Genomic DNA, 14,923 nt, shown 5'->3' with positions numbered 1-14,923 from the left:
GCGGTTCTTTGCGCAGCGGTGCGGAGGATTGCGCGGCCGGGGGGCAGCGCGGCGCCCTGGGGGGAGCGGCCGGCCGGCTCTGGCCCGCCCGCGGCTGACTCGGACTGGGAGAGAGAAAACATGGGCGGCTTCACCGACCTGTTGAGTACGCTGAACGGCATCCTGTGGCACGACACGACGCTGTTCGCGCTGCTGGGTACCGGCATCCTGTTCACGATCTGGAGCGGCTTCTCCCAGTATCGTGCGCTGACCCACGGCACCGCCGTGGTGCGCGGCGCCTGGGACGACCCGGACGACCCCGGCGCCATCAACCACTTTCAGGCCCTGTCGGCCGCCCTGTCGGCTACCGTAGGCCTCGGCAACATCGGCGGCGTCGCGCTGGCCATCAGCCTGGGCGGGCCGGGCGCGGTGTTCTGGATGTGGGTGGTCGGCTTCTTCGGCATGGCCATCAAGCTCACCGAAGTCACGCTGTCCATGCTCTACCGCAACACGGAAGACGAGGACAATCCCCACGGCGGGCCGATGTGGGTGGCGAGCAAGGGCATCGCGCTCATGAACCCGAAGCTCGCCTGGCTCGGCGGCACCATCGGCACCATCTTCTGCGTGACGCTGCTGATCTCCACCGCCACCGGCGGCAACATGTTCCAGGCCTTCAACGTGGGCCTGATCACCTACGAGTACTTCGGCGTGCCCAGCTGGATCACCGGCGTGATCCTCGCGGTCATCGTCGCGCTGGTGATCATCGGCGGCATCAAGCGCATCGGCCGGGTGGCCGGCCTGCTGGTGCCGTTCATGGTGGTGCTCTATCTCCTCTGCGGCACCTACGTCCTCGTGGTCAATGCCGGCGAGATACCGGCCATGTTCAGCCTCATCGTGAAGTCGGCCTTCGCGCCCACGGAGGCCAGCGGCGCATTCATCGGCGGCACCGCGGGTGCGGCGTTCCTGTTCGGCATGAAGCGCGCGCTGTTCTCGAACGAAGCCGGCCAGGGCTCATCGCCCATCGCCCACTCGGCCGCCAAGACCGACGAGCCGGTGCGCGAGGGCATCGTCGCGGGGCTGGAACCGTTCATCGACACCATCGTCGTGTGCACGTTCACGGCGCTGATCATCCTCTCCACCGGCGTGTGGAACCGGGCCCCGGACGTCAGCTGGGACACCCCGCTGGAGGTGACCCGGGCGGGCAACGTGTGGGAGTTCGAGAGCCGGCAGCCGCCCGTCGACGACTTCACGCCCGGCGATGCGGTCACCATGGTGGTGATCGCCGACGAGAACCCGGTCACCGGCTTCGACCGGCACGAGATCACCGGCATCATCGTCGAGCGGGGCGGCGTCCTCGTGATCGACTGGAACCCCTACGAGGGCCCGACGAAACCCGAGATCCTCGACAACGGCTTCCACCAGGTCTTCATGGCCGCAGTACTCACCGGCAAGGCCTTCGACCAGGTGCAGCCCGGCCTCGGCAAGTGGCTGGTCAGCCTGGCAGCGTGGCTGTTCGCCATCTCCACCATGATCTCCTGGAGCTACTACGGTGAGCAGGCCATGGTCTATCTCGCCGGCGAGAAAAGCGTGCTGGCGTACAAGGTGGTGTTCTGCGCGCTGATCATCGTGGCGACGCTCGGCATCATCAAGACCGATGCCCAGCTCGACAACCTGACCGGCGTGGGCACCGGCGTCATGCTGGTGGCGAACCTGCCCATCATGTGGATATTCGGCCGCCAGGCCATGCGCGCCTACCACGACTACGTGGATCGTATGCAGGCGGGACTCATGGGGCCGGATCACCCGACGCCCACCATCGAGGACCTGATCAGCGGCCGCGACGTGGTGCGCAAGAACCGGGACGAGGGCTAGGCCCCAGTCGCGCTAGGATAGCTGGCGCAGATCGCGGAAGAAGGCGCGTATGTCGGCTACCAGGTCGTCCGGGCGCTCCAGGGCCGCGAAGTGACCGCCGGCCGGATACTCGGTCCAGCGCGTGATGTTGTAGTGCTGCTCCGCCCAGCTTCGCGGCGGTGAGAAGATCTCCTTCGGGAACACGGCGACGCCGGTGGGCGCAGCCACGTAGTCCGTCGGCGGGCCGAACAGGCCGGCGCGCATGGACTCGTAGTACAGGCGGATGGACGAGGTGATGGAGCCCGTCACCCAGTAGGCCGTGATGCCGGTGAGCAGTACGTCGCGGGGAAAGACGCTCTCCAGGTCGCCGCCGCAGTCGGACCATTCCCGGTATTTCTCCACAATCCAGGCGGCGAGCCCCGCCGGCGAGTCGTTCAGCGCCACGCCGAGTGTCTGCGGCCGTGTGCCCTGGATCTGCGCATAGCCCATGCCCGAGCGCTGGTGGGCGCGGCCCCGTTTCAGCGCGGCGAGATCCTCCTCGGTGGGCTCCCGGTCCCGGGGCGGGGCGGCGGGCACCATGTTCAGGTGCACGCCGCAGACCCCGTCCGGATCCGCGAGCGCCAGCCACGGCGAGATCAGCGAGCCCCAGTCGCCGCCCTGCACACCGTAGCGCTGGTAGCCGAGCTCGCGCATGAGCGCGGCCTCGGCCTCGGCGATGCGGCGGACGTGCCAGCCCGGCTCCGCGGGCGCCTCCGACCAGCCGTAGCCCGGCATGGACGGGCAGATCACGTGGAAGGCGTCGGCCGCCTCGCCGCCGTGTTCCTCCGGCCGGGTCAGGGGCCCGATGATGCGGTGGAACAGCCAGACCGTGTCCGGCCAGCCGTGGGTGAGCAGAAGCGGCATTGCGTCTGCATGGGGAGAGCGCTGGTGGATGCAGTGCATGGCGAGGCCGTCCACGTCCACCATCTGCTGATCGAAGCCGTTCAGTACGGCTTCGCCGGCGCGCCAGTCGTAGCCGTCGCGCCAGTACTCGCACAGGCCGCGCAGGTAGTCCGTATCGGTGCCGTAGTCCCAGCCGCTGCCCGGGATCATGGCCGGCCAGCGAGTGCGGCCGAGCCGCTCGCCGAGGTCGTCCAGGACCTCGTCCGCCACGCGGATACGGAATGCCTCCATCTCGCCTCGCTCGCCTGCCTACCAGTGTCCGGTGCCGGGCTCGCCCTTGAACGGCCCGACGATGTCCGGGGTGATCCAGCCGCCGTAGAAGCCGCCGGTCTGGGCCGTTACGCGATCATCGCCCACGTAGCAGGCGTCCATGGCGCTTGGCATGAACGCATACCAGCCGGCAACGGACTCGAAGCCGGGCCAGGCGTCCGCATAGGCCCACACCGCCGCCTCGGCCACCCGCTCGCCGACCGCCAGCGACCAGTAACGGGCCTGGCCCTTCCATTCACACAGGCTGCGCTTGCCGACCGGCACGAGCAGGTCCTCGCGCACGTCTGCCGGCGGCAGATAATAGGTGGGCGGGCTCGCCGTCTCGCAGACCTTCATCGCGCCGGTACTGTCGGCGACGACGACGCCCCCGAATTCCACCCGCACCCGGCGTGGGCAGGGCCGCAGCGCCGGCGGCCGCGGGTAATCCCAGACGGACTCCTGGCCCGGGCCGGGCTCCGGCGCCCCGGGCGGGCGCCCGCGGCCGGTGTGGCTCCACTGCTCACGGGCGCGGCGGATCGCCTCCGGTATTTTTTTCATCGGCTCCTCCGTCGCTGTCCTCGCGCAGGCGGGCGACGACCCGGTCGATGGTGCTCCGCGCCGGTCCCGGCAGCCTGCCCTCCTCGTATTCGCGCTTCAGGTAGTCCTCGATGCGTGCGACGACCACATCCATGCCGGCCTGCCCTTCGGCAGCGGCGTCGGCGGTCCGCGTGTGGCGCTCCCCGGCGCCGAACAGGTTGATCCAGCGGTCGGCCCGGGCACCGGCGGCCACCACCCGGTAGAAGGCGTCGCGCTCCCGGCGCGGCTCGAAGAAGCTGACCAGGGCCGCCAGGAAGGAGACGGGTATCAGCAGGAAATCGAGCAGGCCGTCCATCGCCAGCTTGGCCTGGAACACCAGCACGTCGCGGGTCAGCTCCAGCCTGTCCGGGGGCTCCGTCGCGGTGCCGGTGGTGTCGTCTTGCGGCGTCTCTTGCATCGGTCTGGTCTCCCCCGGCAAAGCGGCAGTAACCGCGCCGACTATAGCCTCCCGCACCCGGGCTTGATACTTTAGCCGGCCTTGCCGCCCGTTCGCCGGGCGTCCACACGCAGTTCGAGAGTAGTCAGCCAGCAGCCATGCCGAAGTTCCAGGGCGAGACCGGATTCCGCCACGCCACACCCGACGCGCTCGGTGTGCTGCTCGTCAACCTGGGCACGCCCGGCGAGCCGAGCACCTCCGCCGTGCGCCGTTACCTCGCCGAGTTCCTCGGCGATTCCCGCGTGGTCGAGGCGCCGCGGCTGTTCTGGTGGCTGGTGCTGAACCTGGTCATCCTGAGGATCCGGCCGGCACGTTCCGCCGAGGCCTACGAGAAGATCTGGACCGAGGCGGGCTCGCCGCTGCTGCTGAACAGCGAGCTCATCGCCAAGGGGCTGGCCGAGAAACTCTCCGGGCGCATCGACGGCGAGCTGGCCGTGGAACTCGCCATGTCCTACGGCACGCCCGGCATCCCGGACGCCCTGGAGCGCTTGCGGGAGAAGAACGTGCGCCGGCTGATCGTTCTGCCACTGTATCCCCAGTACTCGGGCACCACCACCGCCACCGTATTCGACCGCGTCACCCGGGTGCTGCAAAACCGCCGTTGGATACCCGAGTTCCGCTTCATCAACCAGTATCACGACGAGCCGGCCTACATACAGGCGGTGGCGCGCTCCATCCGCGAGCACCGGGAGGAGCACGGCGCCGGTAAACGGCTGCTGTTCTCCTTCCACGGCATCCCCCAGCGTTACTTTCTGAGTGGCGACCCCTATCACTGCCAGTCCCAGAAGACGGCGCGGCTGGTGGCCGAGGAGCTCGGCCTCGGGCCGGACGAGTGGCTGCTGAGTTTCCAGTCCCGGGTGGGCCGGGAGGAATGGCTCAGGCCCTATACCGACGAGACCCTGCAGGCCTGGGGCGAGGAGCGGCTCGAGAGCGTGGACGTCGTCTGCCCCGGCTTCTCGGCGGACTGTCTCGAGACCCTGGAGGAGATCGCCATGCAGAACCGGGAACTGTTCGAGGAGGCCGGCGGCGGCAGGCTCTCCTACATCCCCTGCCTGAATGCCCGGGACGACCACATCGAGTGCCTCACCGACCTCGTCTACCGCCACGCTTCCGGCTGGCCGGAGACCGAAGGCGAACTCGCCGGCCGCGACCTGCGCAAGAGCGCCGAGCTGGCCCGGGCGATGGGGGCCGAGGACTGACGGTGGCCGGACGCTTCCTGGAGCTCGGCCTCGCTGCGCCGGACATCCTGGAGTCGCTGCATTTCTATCGCACGCTGGGTTTCACGGAACTGGCCGTCGGCGAGGTCTGGCCGCACAAGTACGCGGTGGTGACCGACGGTACGGTGTTCATCGGGCTGCACGAGGGCCCGGTCGCAAGCCCGGTCGTCACCCTCGTGCAACCTTCGCTGCGCCGATACGTGCTCACGCTCCAGGATGCCGGCACCGAGTTCGAAGACACGCGGCTCGGCGAGGACGAGTTCAACCGTGCCGTACTGCGCGACCCGGACGGCACCGCCGCCATGCTGGTGGAGGCGCGTACCTATTCCCCGGCACCGGAGATGCCCCCTCCCTCGCTGCTGGGTGAGTGCCTGGAACTCGCCCTGCCCGTGCGCGATGCGCTCGCCGCCGCCCACTTCTGGGCGCCGCTCGCGCCCCGGCTGGCGGCGCACCGGGAGGAACCGGAACCCCGCTTCCGACTCGCCGTGGACGGCCTGGTGCTGGCGCTGGGCACGCGGCCCGCGCTCGCACGGCCCCTGCTCGTCTACCGCATTACCGATGCCGCGGCGCTGCAGGCGGCACTGGACCGGCTGGGCGTCTTCCCCGGCGCCGGGCCGGACCTGCCGGGCGAGAGTCGGGGCACGATCCGGGCGCCGGAAGGAACCGACATCGCGCTGCTCGATTCCGACTACTGGACCAGCTGAACGGCTCGGCCCGGGAAAGGCCGGCTCAGGCGGCGAGCAGGCGACCGAGCAACCCGCGGGCCTGGGAGAGATAACCGCCGCCGAAGAGATTCAGGTGGTTCAGCACGTGGTAGAGCTGATAGAGGTCCCGGCGCACCGCGTAGCCGGCGTCCAGCGGCCAGGCCGCGCCGTAGGCCGCGTGGAATTCGGCACCGAAACCGCCGAACAGCTCGGTCATGGCGATGTCCGTCTCCCGGTCGCCGTAGTAGACCGCCGGGTCGTAGATCACCGGCTCGCCATCCGCCGCGGCGAAGTTGCCTCCCCAGAGATCGCCGTGCAGCAGTGATGGCACCGGCGTGTAGTCGGCGAAGAAGTCGGCGAGCCGGGCCAGCAGCGCCTCGCCATCCGCGCCGAGGTCGCGTCCGTAGCCGTTGCGTTCGGCCAGCCCCAGCTGGAAGCCGATGCGCTTCTCCGCCAGGAACCGTACCCAGTCGTCATCCCGCCCGTTCGGCTGTGGCGTGGAGCCGATGGTGTTGTCCCGGTGCCAGCCGTGGCGCTCGGCGGTATGGCGATGCAATGCTGCCAGCGCCGTCCCCAGCCGCCGCCGGCAGCCGGTATCCGCCGGGCCGAGTTCGAGAAACTCGAGCAGCAGCCAGGCACGCCCTCCGTCGACGCCCAGCCCGTGGACCCGGGGCACGCGCACGGCGCCCGCCGCGTCCAGTTCGGCCAGGCCCTCGGCCTCGGCGGCGAACATCTCGTAGCCGTCGGCCCGGTTGCTCTTCAGGAACAGGGGACCGGCGTCGCTGTCCACCCGGGCCGCCGCGTTGATGCTGCCGCCGCCCAGCGGCCGCAGACTGGCAGCATCGATGCGGATGCCGCAGGCGGCGGCAATGGCGTCGGCGAGTGACTCCGTCACGGCTCAGAGGGCGGCGTTCAACGAGGCGATGCGCTCGCACTGGCGCCTGAGCGCCGTGCCGAAACCGGCCTCGTCGCAGACACCGTGCAGCGCAACCATGTCGGGTGTGCGCCGGCGCGCTTCGGCGGAGCGGAACTCGAGCGGCGCATCGCAGGCGATCGCGGTGAGCTGCCGAGCGAGCATCGCCGCCGCCCGGTGCTCCTGCAGCCGGGCAGCCAGCTTCGCGGCGCCGCGCACCGGTACGTCGCACACCCGGTCCAGGTTGGCATAGATCACGTCCAGGCTGCCGAAGTGGCCGAGCAGCGCCGCCGCCGTCTTTTTGCCCACGCCAGGCACGCCGGGGATGTTGTCCACCGCGTCACCCGCCAGCGCCAGGAAGTCGGCGATCTGCTCCGGCCACACGCCGAAGGCCTCCGGTATCTGCTCGTAGCCGAGGCGGCGGCGGCCCGCGTAGTCCCACAGCGTGTCCTTCGCCGACAGGAGCTGGGCCAGGTCCTTGTCCCGGCTGACGATGGTCGCCGGCAGGCCGCGGGCGCGGCCGTCGACGACCAGCGCGCCGATAAGGTCGTCGGCCTCGTACAGCGGGCTCGCGCACTCGGCGAGCCCGAGCGCCCGGGTGAAGGCCCGGCACTGGCGGAACTGACGTTCGAGTTCCGGCGGCGCGGGATCCCGGTTGGCCTTGTAGGCGGGATAGATCTCGTTGCGGAAGGAGCTGGCGAGACTCTCGTCGAAGGCCACGGCGATGTACTCGGGCCGCACCTCCTCCACGAAGTCCGCCAGGAAGCGGGCGAAACCGAACAGCGCGTTCACGGGATTGCCGTCGCCGTCGACCATGTCGTCGGGCAGCGAGAACCAGGCGCGGAAGACGTAGACGCTGGCGTCGATCAGATAGAGCACTTGCCCGCCGCTGCCCTCAGGCAGGCATCGCCATGCCGGCGGCGTTGGCCTGCAGGTGGTCGCGCAGGCGCGCGTGCAGCGGGCTGGAACGCGGGATGTGCGCCAGCAGGTACTCCATCTGGTCGGCCAGCACCCGCCGGCCCTTCAGGTAGATGTACTCCGCGTAGCTCGGCGTGAAGGGGATGGCGATGAGCTGCATGCCCGCCTGCTCCGGCGTGCGCCCGCCCTTGTGGTTGTTGCAGCGCCGGCACGCGGTGGCCACGTTGGTCCAGAGATCCCTGCCGCCCTGGGAGATGGGCGTGACGTGGTCGCGGGTCAGCTCGCGGGTCTGGAACACCAGGCCGCAGTACAGACACAGGTTCGCGTCGCGCCGGAACAGCGTGCGGTTGTTGAGCGGCGGCACGTAATGCTCCCGATTGGCGGCGAGGCTCTGGTGGGTGCCGTGGGTGGCGATGATCGAGTTCACGTCCACCGCACTGCGTTGCCCGGTCAGCGCGTTGTAGCCGCCGTGGAGCGTATAGAGGAGCGTGCCGCAGGCATAGGCGACCTGCCCCGTGTGATAGAGGCGGACCGCCTCGCGGTAGTCGATCCATTCCAGCGGCATGCCTGCCACGTCCGTGCGCAGGACCTGCTGGAAGATACTCTCTGTGCTGATAGCCTGCATGTGTCACGTCCCCCCGGGGGCGCCGGCTTAGTTTGCCCCAAGACCGGGGAAATGCAACCTGAGGGGTGTGACAGCAGGATGACGGTGCGGTCGTCGTCTGGTGAGCGGCCCTCCTCAGTGTCCCTCGTCATTGTTCCCTGTCATCGTCCTCTGGGCGGACGCCGGTCACGCATGCGCTCACGGACGTTCTGGCGCTGCTCGGGGCTGAGCGACCGCCACCGCTCCCGCAGCTCCTGGCGGCGTTCTTCCGGCAGGCCCCGGAAGCGCTCGAAGTTGCGGCGGATACGCTCACGCTCTTCCGGCGGCAGTTCGCGGAAGGTCTCGTAACGCTCGCGGATGCGTGCCCGCTGTTCTTCGCTGAGATCGCGCCAGCGCATGAATCGCTCCCGCGCCGCCTCCCGCTCGTCCGGGCTCATGTCCAGCCAGCGCTCCGTGCCGCTCGCCAGCCTGTGCCGCCGCTCCGCGGGCATCTCCTCCCAGCGGTCCTCGAAGCGGGCCAGCACCCGCTGCTGCTCGCCGGTGAGCGCATCCCAGGCCGGTCCCTCCGGCTGCTCCTGTGCCAGCGCCGTCGCCGCCCCGGCAAGCAGCAGTGCCGCCAGCAGCAGGACGCGCAGCACGGCTGCCGTGCCCGCCGCGCCTGCCGGTTGCGCCTTGGTCGCCCTATCAACACGTGTCTTCATCGGTCCCATTCTCCTCACCCTTATCGCGCTCCGCCGACGGCTGCCGGCCTTCCGATGCCTCCGGCGCCGTGCCGGCGAGCGCAATCCAGTCACTGTCATCCTCTTCCCAGCTGCCGAGGTATTCGATGAACGCCATGTCGTGCGGCTGCTCCGCGTCGCCCGGTGACTCACCGGCATGGGCCGGCGTCATTGCCGCAACCGGTACCATGGTCAGCGACGCCAGGATGGGTAGCACACCTGCCGCAATGCCGCCGCGTCGCCGCGCGCAGGCCGCGGCCGCCAGGCTCCGTTGCTTTGCCGCGTCAGCCAATGTTGCCGCTCCCGACCGGCTCGCCCCGGAAGCCCTCTTCCGAGTCCACCCAGTCATAGAATTCGAGCTCGGCCAGCATGTCGAGATTCTCGTCCTGGAGCACGATCTCGAGGTCCTCCGCCTCCTCCGGCGCCACCGCAACGACCGTCTCACGCTCCGCCAGCGGTTCCTGCGGTGTCTGTCCCAGCCACAACGCGACGGCCAATACCGCCACCGCCGCCGCGGTGGCAACGGGCCTCCAGCCCGACGCCACGCGGCCGCCGCCGGCGCCGGCCAGCGCGGCCTGGCGGGCGCGGTTCAGCCGCGAGAGCGTCGCTGCATCCAGCGCCTCCACGCTGTCGTCGAACGCGCGCCGGGTCCGCTCCTCGAGCGCACCGTCGCCGCCTTCGTATCCATCGCCATGACCATGGTCATGACCACCGTCGTCGTGTCGCCCGTGTTTCATTTCCAGATCTCGCCCAGGCGTGCCCGCAACGAATGCACGGCACGCGAATAATGTGTCTTCACGCTGCCCTCGGAGCAGCCCATCGCCGCCGCGGTAGCCGCCACGTCCAGACCCTCGAAGTTGCGCAGCATGAATGCCTCCTGCTGCCGCGCCGGCAGCGCCCGGATGGCCGTCTCCAGCACGGCCAACGTCTCGCGCATCTCCAGCTGTTCGTCGGGCGCTCCGGAGGTCCGGTCCGGGGCTTCGGCCACCGGGTCGGGGCGGCCGTCGTCGTCGTCCCCGCCGAACCAGGAGATGACCCGGTTGCGCACGGCCCGGCGGCGCTGGCTGTCGCGCACCCGGTTCGTCAGGATGCGGAAGAACAGCGGCGCCCATTCCGACTCGGGGCGTCGGGCGTACTTTCGCACCAGCCGGATCATAGCGTCCTGGACGAGGTCCATGGCCTCGTCCCGGTCGCCGATGCCGATCTCGGCGATGCGCAGGGCCCGCCGCTCCACGCCGGCGAGGAAGGCATTCAGTTGTTGCTCCTGCTCCAGTGCCCTCGCTCCTCGCTCCGCCCGGCAAACTGTCCGACGATCCGCCGTGCAATCCGATCGACTATCCCATTGGCGCTCCAGCGCCGCGACGCCGACGACCGCCCTGCTCGCGCCCCGGCTCATGCGAGCGCCCTCACGACGGTCACCGTCCGCTGTACGGCCTCCATGCTTGACTCCCGTAAGCATTACACTATGTTCGCGTACAGTCTCCTAACGCGCCGGCAGGGCTCCGGTTGACAAGCAGGACGCTGTTCCTTTGCACAGGGGATATTGCAGTTTCATGGCAACCCGACGGCGTCGGCCTGACCGCGGCCGGATCCGCTCAAGGGTCTGATTTCATTGACTGATCGGTCGGCCGATAGCACTCGCTCCAGATCCGCACCGGCGGGCGTCGGGGCCGCTTTCCGGCCGGCCGGCGGGCTTTCATCCACAGACTTATCCACAACTTGTCAAGCAACGAGCAGAAACCCGCCGAGACCGGCCCCGCGGTCCTGAGAGTCGCCATCAAGGCGCCATTGTCCCGCCTGTTCGACTACCTGCCGCCCGCCGGCGTCGACCCCGCAGCGCTGCACCGCGGCGTGCGGCTGAAGGTGCCGTTCGGCCGCCGCCATCGCATCGGGCTGCTCTGGGGTACGGCCGCGGAGAGTGAGGTGCCGCGTTCCCGGTTGCGCCGGGTCGCCGCCGTGCTGGACGAGGAGCCGGTGGTGGACGCCGGCCTGGCCTGGCTGATCGACTTCGCCGCCGGCTACTACCACCATCCGGTGGGCGAGGTCGTGGCCGCGTCGCTGCCGGCACTGCTGCGCGAGGGCCGGAGCCTGCATCGCACCGAGACCCGCTGGCATCTGACCGCGGCGGGAGCGGCGGCCGACGCCGCCGCAGCAGCGCGGCGGGCACCGCGGCAGGCGGAACTGCTGGCGGCGCTGGCCACGGCCCCGCCCGGCGGACTCGCTGCCGCAGAGCTGGACCGGCTCTGCCCGGCCTGGCGCCGCGTGCGCAAGGCCCTGGAGAACAAGGGCCTGATCGAGAGCAGCGAGCGGCGGGTGGATGCAGCGGCCGAGAGCGGACAGGCCCGCGCGGCGTCGGCAAACGCCGTCGACCTGAACGAAGATCAGCTGGCGGCGGTAGCGGCGGCAACGGCGGCGGACGGTTACTCGGCCACGCTGGTCGACGGCGTCACCGGCAGCGGCAAGACGGAGGTCTACCTGGCGCTGATCGAGCGCACGCTGGCCCGCGGCCGCCAGGCGCTGGTGCTGGTGCCGGAGATCGGCCTGACGCCCCAGCTGATGGACCGTTTCACCGAGCGGCTGGGCCGACGGCCGGTGATTCTGCACAGCGGCCTCGGCGATGCCGACAGGCTGGCCGCCTGGCGCGATGCCCGCACCGGCGCGGCCGGCGTCGTGGTGGGCACCCGCTCTGCGGTATTCACACCGCTGGCGCGGCCGGGACTGATCATCGTCGACGAGGAACACGACCCGTCCCTGAAGCAGCAGGAAGGGTTCCGCTATTCGGCCCGGGACCTGGCCGTGGCGCGGGCGCGGCACGAGGACGTGCCCGTGGTGCTCGGTTCGGCGACGCCCTCGCTGGACTCTCTCGCCAACGTGGAGCGGGGCCTGTACCGGCGGGTGGAGCTGCCGCGCCGTGCCGGCGGAGCGGCGCCGCCGGCGCTGCGCCTGGTGGACCTGGGGCGTCATCCACCCATCGACGGCCTGTCGGCACCGCTGATCGACGCCATCGAGCGCCACCTCGCCGAGGAGGGCCAGGTGCTGCTCTATCTGAACCGCCGCGGCTATGCGCCGACGCTGCTCTGCCGCGACTGCGGCCACGTCGCCGATTGCCGCCGCTGCGATGCGCGCATGACGCTGCATGCGGGCGACCAGCGCCTGCGCTGCCACCACTGCGGCAGCGAACGACCGGTGGACACGAGCTGCCCGGCGTGCGGCGGCACGGTAGCGGCGCTGGGGCGGGGCACCGAGCGGGTGGAAGAGGCGGTGCACAGCCGGTTTGCGGGCTACCGGGTAAGCCGCATCGACAGCGACAGCACCCAGCGCAAGGGCAGCATGGAGAGCGCGCTGGACGATGCCCGCAGCGGCCGCGCGCAGATCCTGGTAGGCACCCAGATGCTCTCGAAGGGCCACCATTTCCCGCGCCTGACGCTCGTGGGCGTGCTGAACGCCGACCAGGGGCTGTTCGGCAGCGACTTCCGCAGCGCCGAGCGGCTGGCGCAGACCCTGCTGCAGGTGGCCGGCCGGGCCGGCCGCGCCGACCGGCCGGGCGAGGTACTGATACAGACCGACTTCCCGCAGCACCCCCTGCTGCAGCGGCTCGTACGGCAGGGTTATGCCGACTTCGCGCGGGCCGCACTGGCGGAACGCAGGGACAGCGGTTGGCCGCCCTATTCTCGCATCGCGCTGCTGCGGGCCTCGGCCACCCGGCCGGAGGCAGCGATGGCATTCCTGCGCGAGATGAAGTCCGCGCTCGCGGCCGTCGCCGGCGCAGAGGTCCGCCTGCTGGGGCCGGTGACGGCGCCGCTGGCGCGCCGGGCCGGCCGCTATCGCTGCCAGCTGCTGCTGCAGAGCGCGGAACGGGCACCGTTGCACCGGCTGCTGGCCCGGCTGCGCGAGCAGGCCGAGCAGGCGCCCGGCGCGAGCCGCGTGCGGTGGTCGCTGGACGTCGATCCCATCGAGCTTTTCTGAGCGCCGCCGGATGCGGGACGGCACTGTGAACGGGTAGTATTGCGCATTGCTCTCTCGCCTGATTCCCGGGGACCGGACTTGAAAGAAACCATCGCCAGACTGGTCGAAGCGGCACTCGCCTCGCGGCCGGAAATCGCCGACGAGGTGGAGCTCGCGAGCGTGAGCGCAGACGTCGAGCGCGCCCGCGATCCGCGCCATGGCGACTTCGCCACCAACGTCGCGCTGCGGCTCGCCAAGAGTCTGGGCCGCAACCCCCGGGAACTCGCCGCCGACATCATCGCCGGCCTGCCCAAGTCCGAGCTGGTGGAGGAGGTCTCCGTGGCCGGCCCGGGCTTCATCAACTTCCGCCTGAGCCGGACGGCGCTCAGGCGCGAGATCGGCCGCGTGCTCGCCGAGGCCCGCTGCTACGGTCGCCGGGAGAAGCGCGACGCACCCCGGGTGATGGTGGAATTCGTCTCCGCCAACCCCACCGGCCCGCTGCACGTCGGCCACGGCCGCCACGCGAGCTACGGCGCCACGGTGGCAAACCTGCTGGAGGCTGCGGGCTACCCGGTGCACCGCGAGTACTACGTGAACGACGCCGGCCGGCAGATGGAGATCCTCGCCCTCAGCGTCTGGCTGCGCTATCTGGGCCTGCACGGCGAGACGCTGCCGTTCCCGGCCGCTGGCTATCGCGGCGACTACATCATCGACATCGCCCGGGAGCTGCCGGCCGACCGCTACATGGCGGGCGCCGCGGAGGTGCTGCGCGACCTCCCCGAAGACGCGCCGGACGGCGACAAGGAGGCGCGCATCGATGGGCTGATCGCCCGCGCCCAGACCCTGCTCGGCGACGAGGGCTTCGACACCGTCCGGCGGCATGCGCTCGCGAGCATCCTGGACGACATCCGTGACGACCTCGCCGGCTTCGGCGTGGAATTCGACACCTGGTTCTCCGAGGCCAGCCTCACCGAGCAAAGTGTCATCGACGAGGCACTCCAGCGGCTGCGCGATCGCGGCATGCTCTACGAGCGCGACGGCGCCGTCTGGTTCCGCGCCACCGACTACGGCGACGAAAAGGACCGGGTGGTGGTCCGCGACAACGGCAAGAAGACCTATTTCGCGAGCGACATCGCCTACCACTACGGCAAGCGCCAGCGCGGCAACGACCTGCTGCTGGACGTGCTCGGCGCCGACCACCACGGCTACATCGCGCGGGTGCGTGCCGGCCTGGAGGCGATGGGCGAGCCCGGCGACTCGCTGGAGGTGCGCCTGGTGCAGTTCGTCACGCTCTACCGGGGCGGCGAGAAGATGCAGATGTCCACCCGCTCCGGCGAGTTCGTAACGCTGCGCGAGCTGCGCGAGGAGGTGGGCAACGATGCCGCGCGCCTGTTCTACGTCATGCGCTCCAACGACCAGCACCTGGACTTCGACCTGGAGCTGGCGAAATCGCGCTCCAACGAGAATCCGGTCTACTACATCCAGTACGCGCACGCCCGCGTGGCGAGCGTCATGCGCCAGCTGGAAGACAAGGGACTCGCCTGGGACCGCGAGCAGGGGCTCGCCTCTCTGGATCAGCTTACCGAGGAGCAGGAGAGCGCGCTCATCGCCACACTCACCCGTTTTCCCGAGGTGATCGAGGCGGCCGCGGACAAGCGCGCGCCGCAGACGCTGGTGTTCTACCTGCGGGACCTGGCCAACGAGTTCCACACTTATTACAACGCCCATACCTTCATCGTCGACGACGAGGCGCTGCGGAACGCGCGGCTCACGCTGGTGCTCGCCGCGCGGCAGGTCATCGCCAACGGTCTCGCTCTGCTGGGCGTCTCCGCCCCCGAATCGATGTAGC

The 14,923-nt window shown here is 70.1% G+C and carries 15 protein-coding genes; 5 read left to right on the top strand and 10 right to left on the bottom strand.

Annotated features, from left to right (window positions below; translation table 11 throughout):
• Positions 1 to 120: 120 nt before the first annotated feature.
• Positions 121 to 1,851 (top strand): alanine/glycine:cation symporter family protein, encoded by a 1,731-nt coding sequence (locus ACJMKX_RS12300; protein ID WP_405225665.1) that lies wholly within the window; start codon positions 121 to 123, stop codon positions 1,849 to 1,851.
• Between the two features lie 12 nt (positions 1,852 to 1,863).
• On the opposite strand, the gene ACJMKX_RS12295 is transcribed toward ACJMKX_RS12300, so the two are convergent.
• Genes ACJMKX_RS12295 through ACJMKX_RS12285 form a run of 3 tightly spaced genes read right to left on the bottom strand, consistent with a single transcriptional unit; the run spans position 1,864 to position 4,015 of the window.
• Entirely contained in the window at positions 1,864 to 3,003 is a 1,140-nt protein-coding gene (locus ACJMKX_RS12295; RefSeq protein WP_405225662.1) for an epoxide hydrolase family protein, read from the bottom strand.
• A gap of 18 nt (positions 3,004 to 3,021) precedes the next feature.
• On the bottom strand, positions 3,022 to 3,579 hold the full coding sequence (locus tag ACJMKX_RS12290) for a DUF427 domain-containing protein (protein WP_405225659.1): 558 nt from the start codon (positions 3,577 to 3,579) through the stop codon (positions 3,022 to 3,024).
• Complete coding sequence (locus ACJMKX_RS12285; protein ID WP_405225657.1) at positions 3,542 to 4,015, bottom strand: hypothetical protein; 474 nt, start codon at positions 4,013 to 4,015, stop codon at positions 3,542 to 3,544. The genes ACJMKX_RS12290 and ACJMKX_RS12285 overlap by 38 nt, the downstream gene beginning before the upstream one ends.
• Before the next feature lie 137 nt (positions 4,016 to 4,152).
• On the opposite strand from ACJMKX_RS12285, the gene hemH reads away from it, so the two are divergent.
• Together hemH and ACJMKX_RS12275 are read left to right on the top strand one after the other, a co-directional pair.
• Complete coding sequence (gene hemH, locus ACJMKX_RS12280; protein WP_405225654.1) at positions 4,153 to 5,253, top strand: ferrochelatase; 1,101 nt, start codon at positions 4,153 to 4,155, stop codon at positions 5,251 to 5,253.
• A 2-nt stretch (positions 5,254 to 5,255) separates the two neighbouring features.
• On the top strand, positions 5,256 to 5,975 hold the full coding sequence (locus ACJMKX_RS12275; protein WP_405225651.1) for a VOC family protein: 720 nt from the start codon (positions 5,256 to 5,258) through the stop codon (positions 5,973 to 5,975).
• A 25-nt stretch (positions 5,976 to 6,000) separates the two neighbouring features.
• On the opposite strand, the gene ACJMKX_RS12270 is transcribed toward ACJMKX_RS12275, so the two are convergent.
• From ACJMKX_RS12270 to ACJMKX_RS12240, 7 genes are all read right to left on the bottom strand, one after another.
• Positions 6,001 to 6,870, bottom strand: coding sequence for a fructosamine kinase family protein (locus ACJMKX_RS12270; protein ID WP_405225648.1), 870 nt, complete (start codon positions 6,868 to 6,870; stop codon positions 6,001 to 6,003).
• A 3-nt stretch (positions 6,871 to 6,873) separates the two neighbouring features.
• Entirely contained in the window at positions 6,874 to 7,767 is an 894-nt protein-coding gene (locus tag ACJMKX_RS12265; protein WP_405225645.1) for a 5'-3' exonuclease, read from the bottom strand.
• A gap of 16 nt (positions 7,768 to 7,783) precedes the next feature.
• Positions 7,784 to 8,431, bottom strand: a complete 648-nt coding sequence (locus tag ACJMKX_RS12260; protein WP_405225642.1) for an HNH endonuclease — start codon at positions 8,429 to 8,431, stop codon at positions 7,784 to 7,786.
• A gap of 140 nt (positions 8,432 to 8,571) precedes the next feature.
• The gene (locus tag ACJMKX_RS12255; RefSeq protein WP_405225639.1) at positions 8,572 to 9,111 is read right to left on the bottom strand and encodes a DUF3106 domain-containing protein; all 540 of its coding nucleotides are present in this window, start codon (positions 9,109 to 9,111) and stop codon (positions 8,572 to 8,574) included.
• Positions 9,095 to 9,421, bottom strand: coding sequence for a hypothetical protein (locus ACJMKX_RS12250; RefSeq protein ID WP_405225636.1), 327 nt, complete (start codon positions 9,419 to 9,421; stop codon positions 9,095 to 9,097). Before ACJMKX_RS12250 ends, ACJMKX_RS12255 begins: the two co-directional genes overlap by 17 nt.
• Complete coding sequence (locus ACJMKX_RS12245; RefSeq protein WP_405225633.1) at positions 9,414 to 9,866, bottom strand: hypothetical protein; 453 nt, start codon at positions 9,864 to 9,866, stop codon at positions 9,414 to 9,416. The genes ACJMKX_RS12250 and ACJMKX_RS12245 overlap by 8 nt, the downstream gene beginning before the upstream one ends.
• Entirely contained in the window at positions 9,863 to 10,525 is a 663-nt protein-coding gene (locus tag ACJMKX_RS12240; protein ID WP_405225630.1) for an RNA polymerase sigma factor, read from the bottom strand. The genes ACJMKX_RS12245 and ACJMKX_RS12240 overlap by 4 nt, the downstream gene beginning before the upstream one ends.
• A 323-nt stretch (positions 10,526 to 10,848) precedes the next feature.
• Here ACJMKX_RS12240 and ACJMKX_RS12235 point away from each other — a divergent pair, with 323 nt between their 5' ends.
• Together ACJMKX_RS12235 and argS are read left to right on the top strand one after the other, a co-directional pair.
• A complete protein-coding gene (locus ACJMKX_RS12235; protein ID WP_405225628.1) occupies positions 10,849 to 13,095 on the top strand; it encodes a primosomal protein N' in 2,247 nt (748 codons plus the stop codon).
• Between the two features lie 78 nt (positions 13,096 to 13,173).
• Entirely contained in the window at positions 13,174 to 14,922 is a 1,749-nt protein-coding gene (argS, locus tag ACJMKX_RS12230; RefSeq protein ID WP_405225625.1) for an arginine--tRNA ligase, read from the top strand.
• Position 14,923: the final 1 nt, after the last annotated feature.

This window comes from Lentisalinibacter sediminis, from assembly GCF_040706615.1.
GTDB classification, from domain to species: domain Bacteria; phylum Pseudomonadota; class Gammaproteobacteria; order Steroidobacterales; family Woeseiaceae; genus Lentisalinibacter; species Lentisalinibacter sediminis.
This window is presented reverse-complemented; position numbering and strand designations above follow the sequence as displayed.

What these genes read in the sequence shown, in the direction of transcription:
- ACJMKX_RS12245 (WP_405225633.1), bottom strand. Translation starts at nt 9,866, where the DNA reads ATGAAACACGGGCGACACGACGACGGTGGTCATGACCATGGTCATGGC.
- ACJMKX_RS12300 (WP_405225665.1), top strand. Translation starts at nt 121, where the DNA reads ATGGGCGGCTTCACCGACCTGTTGAGTACGCTGAACGGCATCCTGTGG.
- ACJMKX_RS12240 (WP_405225630.1), bottom strand. Translation starts at nt 10,525, where the DNA reads ATGAGCCGGGGCGCGAGCAGGGCGGTCGTCGGCGTCGCGGCGCTGGAG.
- ACJMKX_RS12255 (WP_405225639.1), bottom strand. Translation starts at nt 9,111, where the DNA reads ATGAAGACACGTGTTGATAGGGCGACCAAGGCGCAACCGGCAGGCGCG.
- hemH (WP_405225654.1), top strand. Translation starts at nt 4,153, where the DNA reads ATGCCGAAGTTCCAGGGCGAGACCGGATTCCGCCACGCCACACCCGAC.
- ACJMKX_RS12290 (WP_405225659.1), bottom strand. Translation starts at nt 3,579, where the DNA reads ATGAAAAAAATACCGGAGGCGATCCGCCGCGCCCGTGAGCAGTGGAGC.
- ACJMKX_RS12285 (WP_405225657.1), bottom strand. Translation starts at nt 4,015, where the DNA reads ATGCAAGAGACGCCGCAAGACGACACCACCGGCACCGCGACGGAGCCC.
- ACJMKX_RS12260 (WP_405225642.1), bottom strand. Translation starts at nt 8,431, where the DNA reads ATGCAGGCTATCAGCACAGAGAGTATCTTCCAGCAGGTCCTGCGCACG.
- ACJMKX_RS12295 (WP_405225662.1), bottom strand. Translation starts at nt 3,003, where the DNA reads ATGGAGGCATTCCGTATCCGCGTGGCGGACGAGGTCCTGGACGACCTC.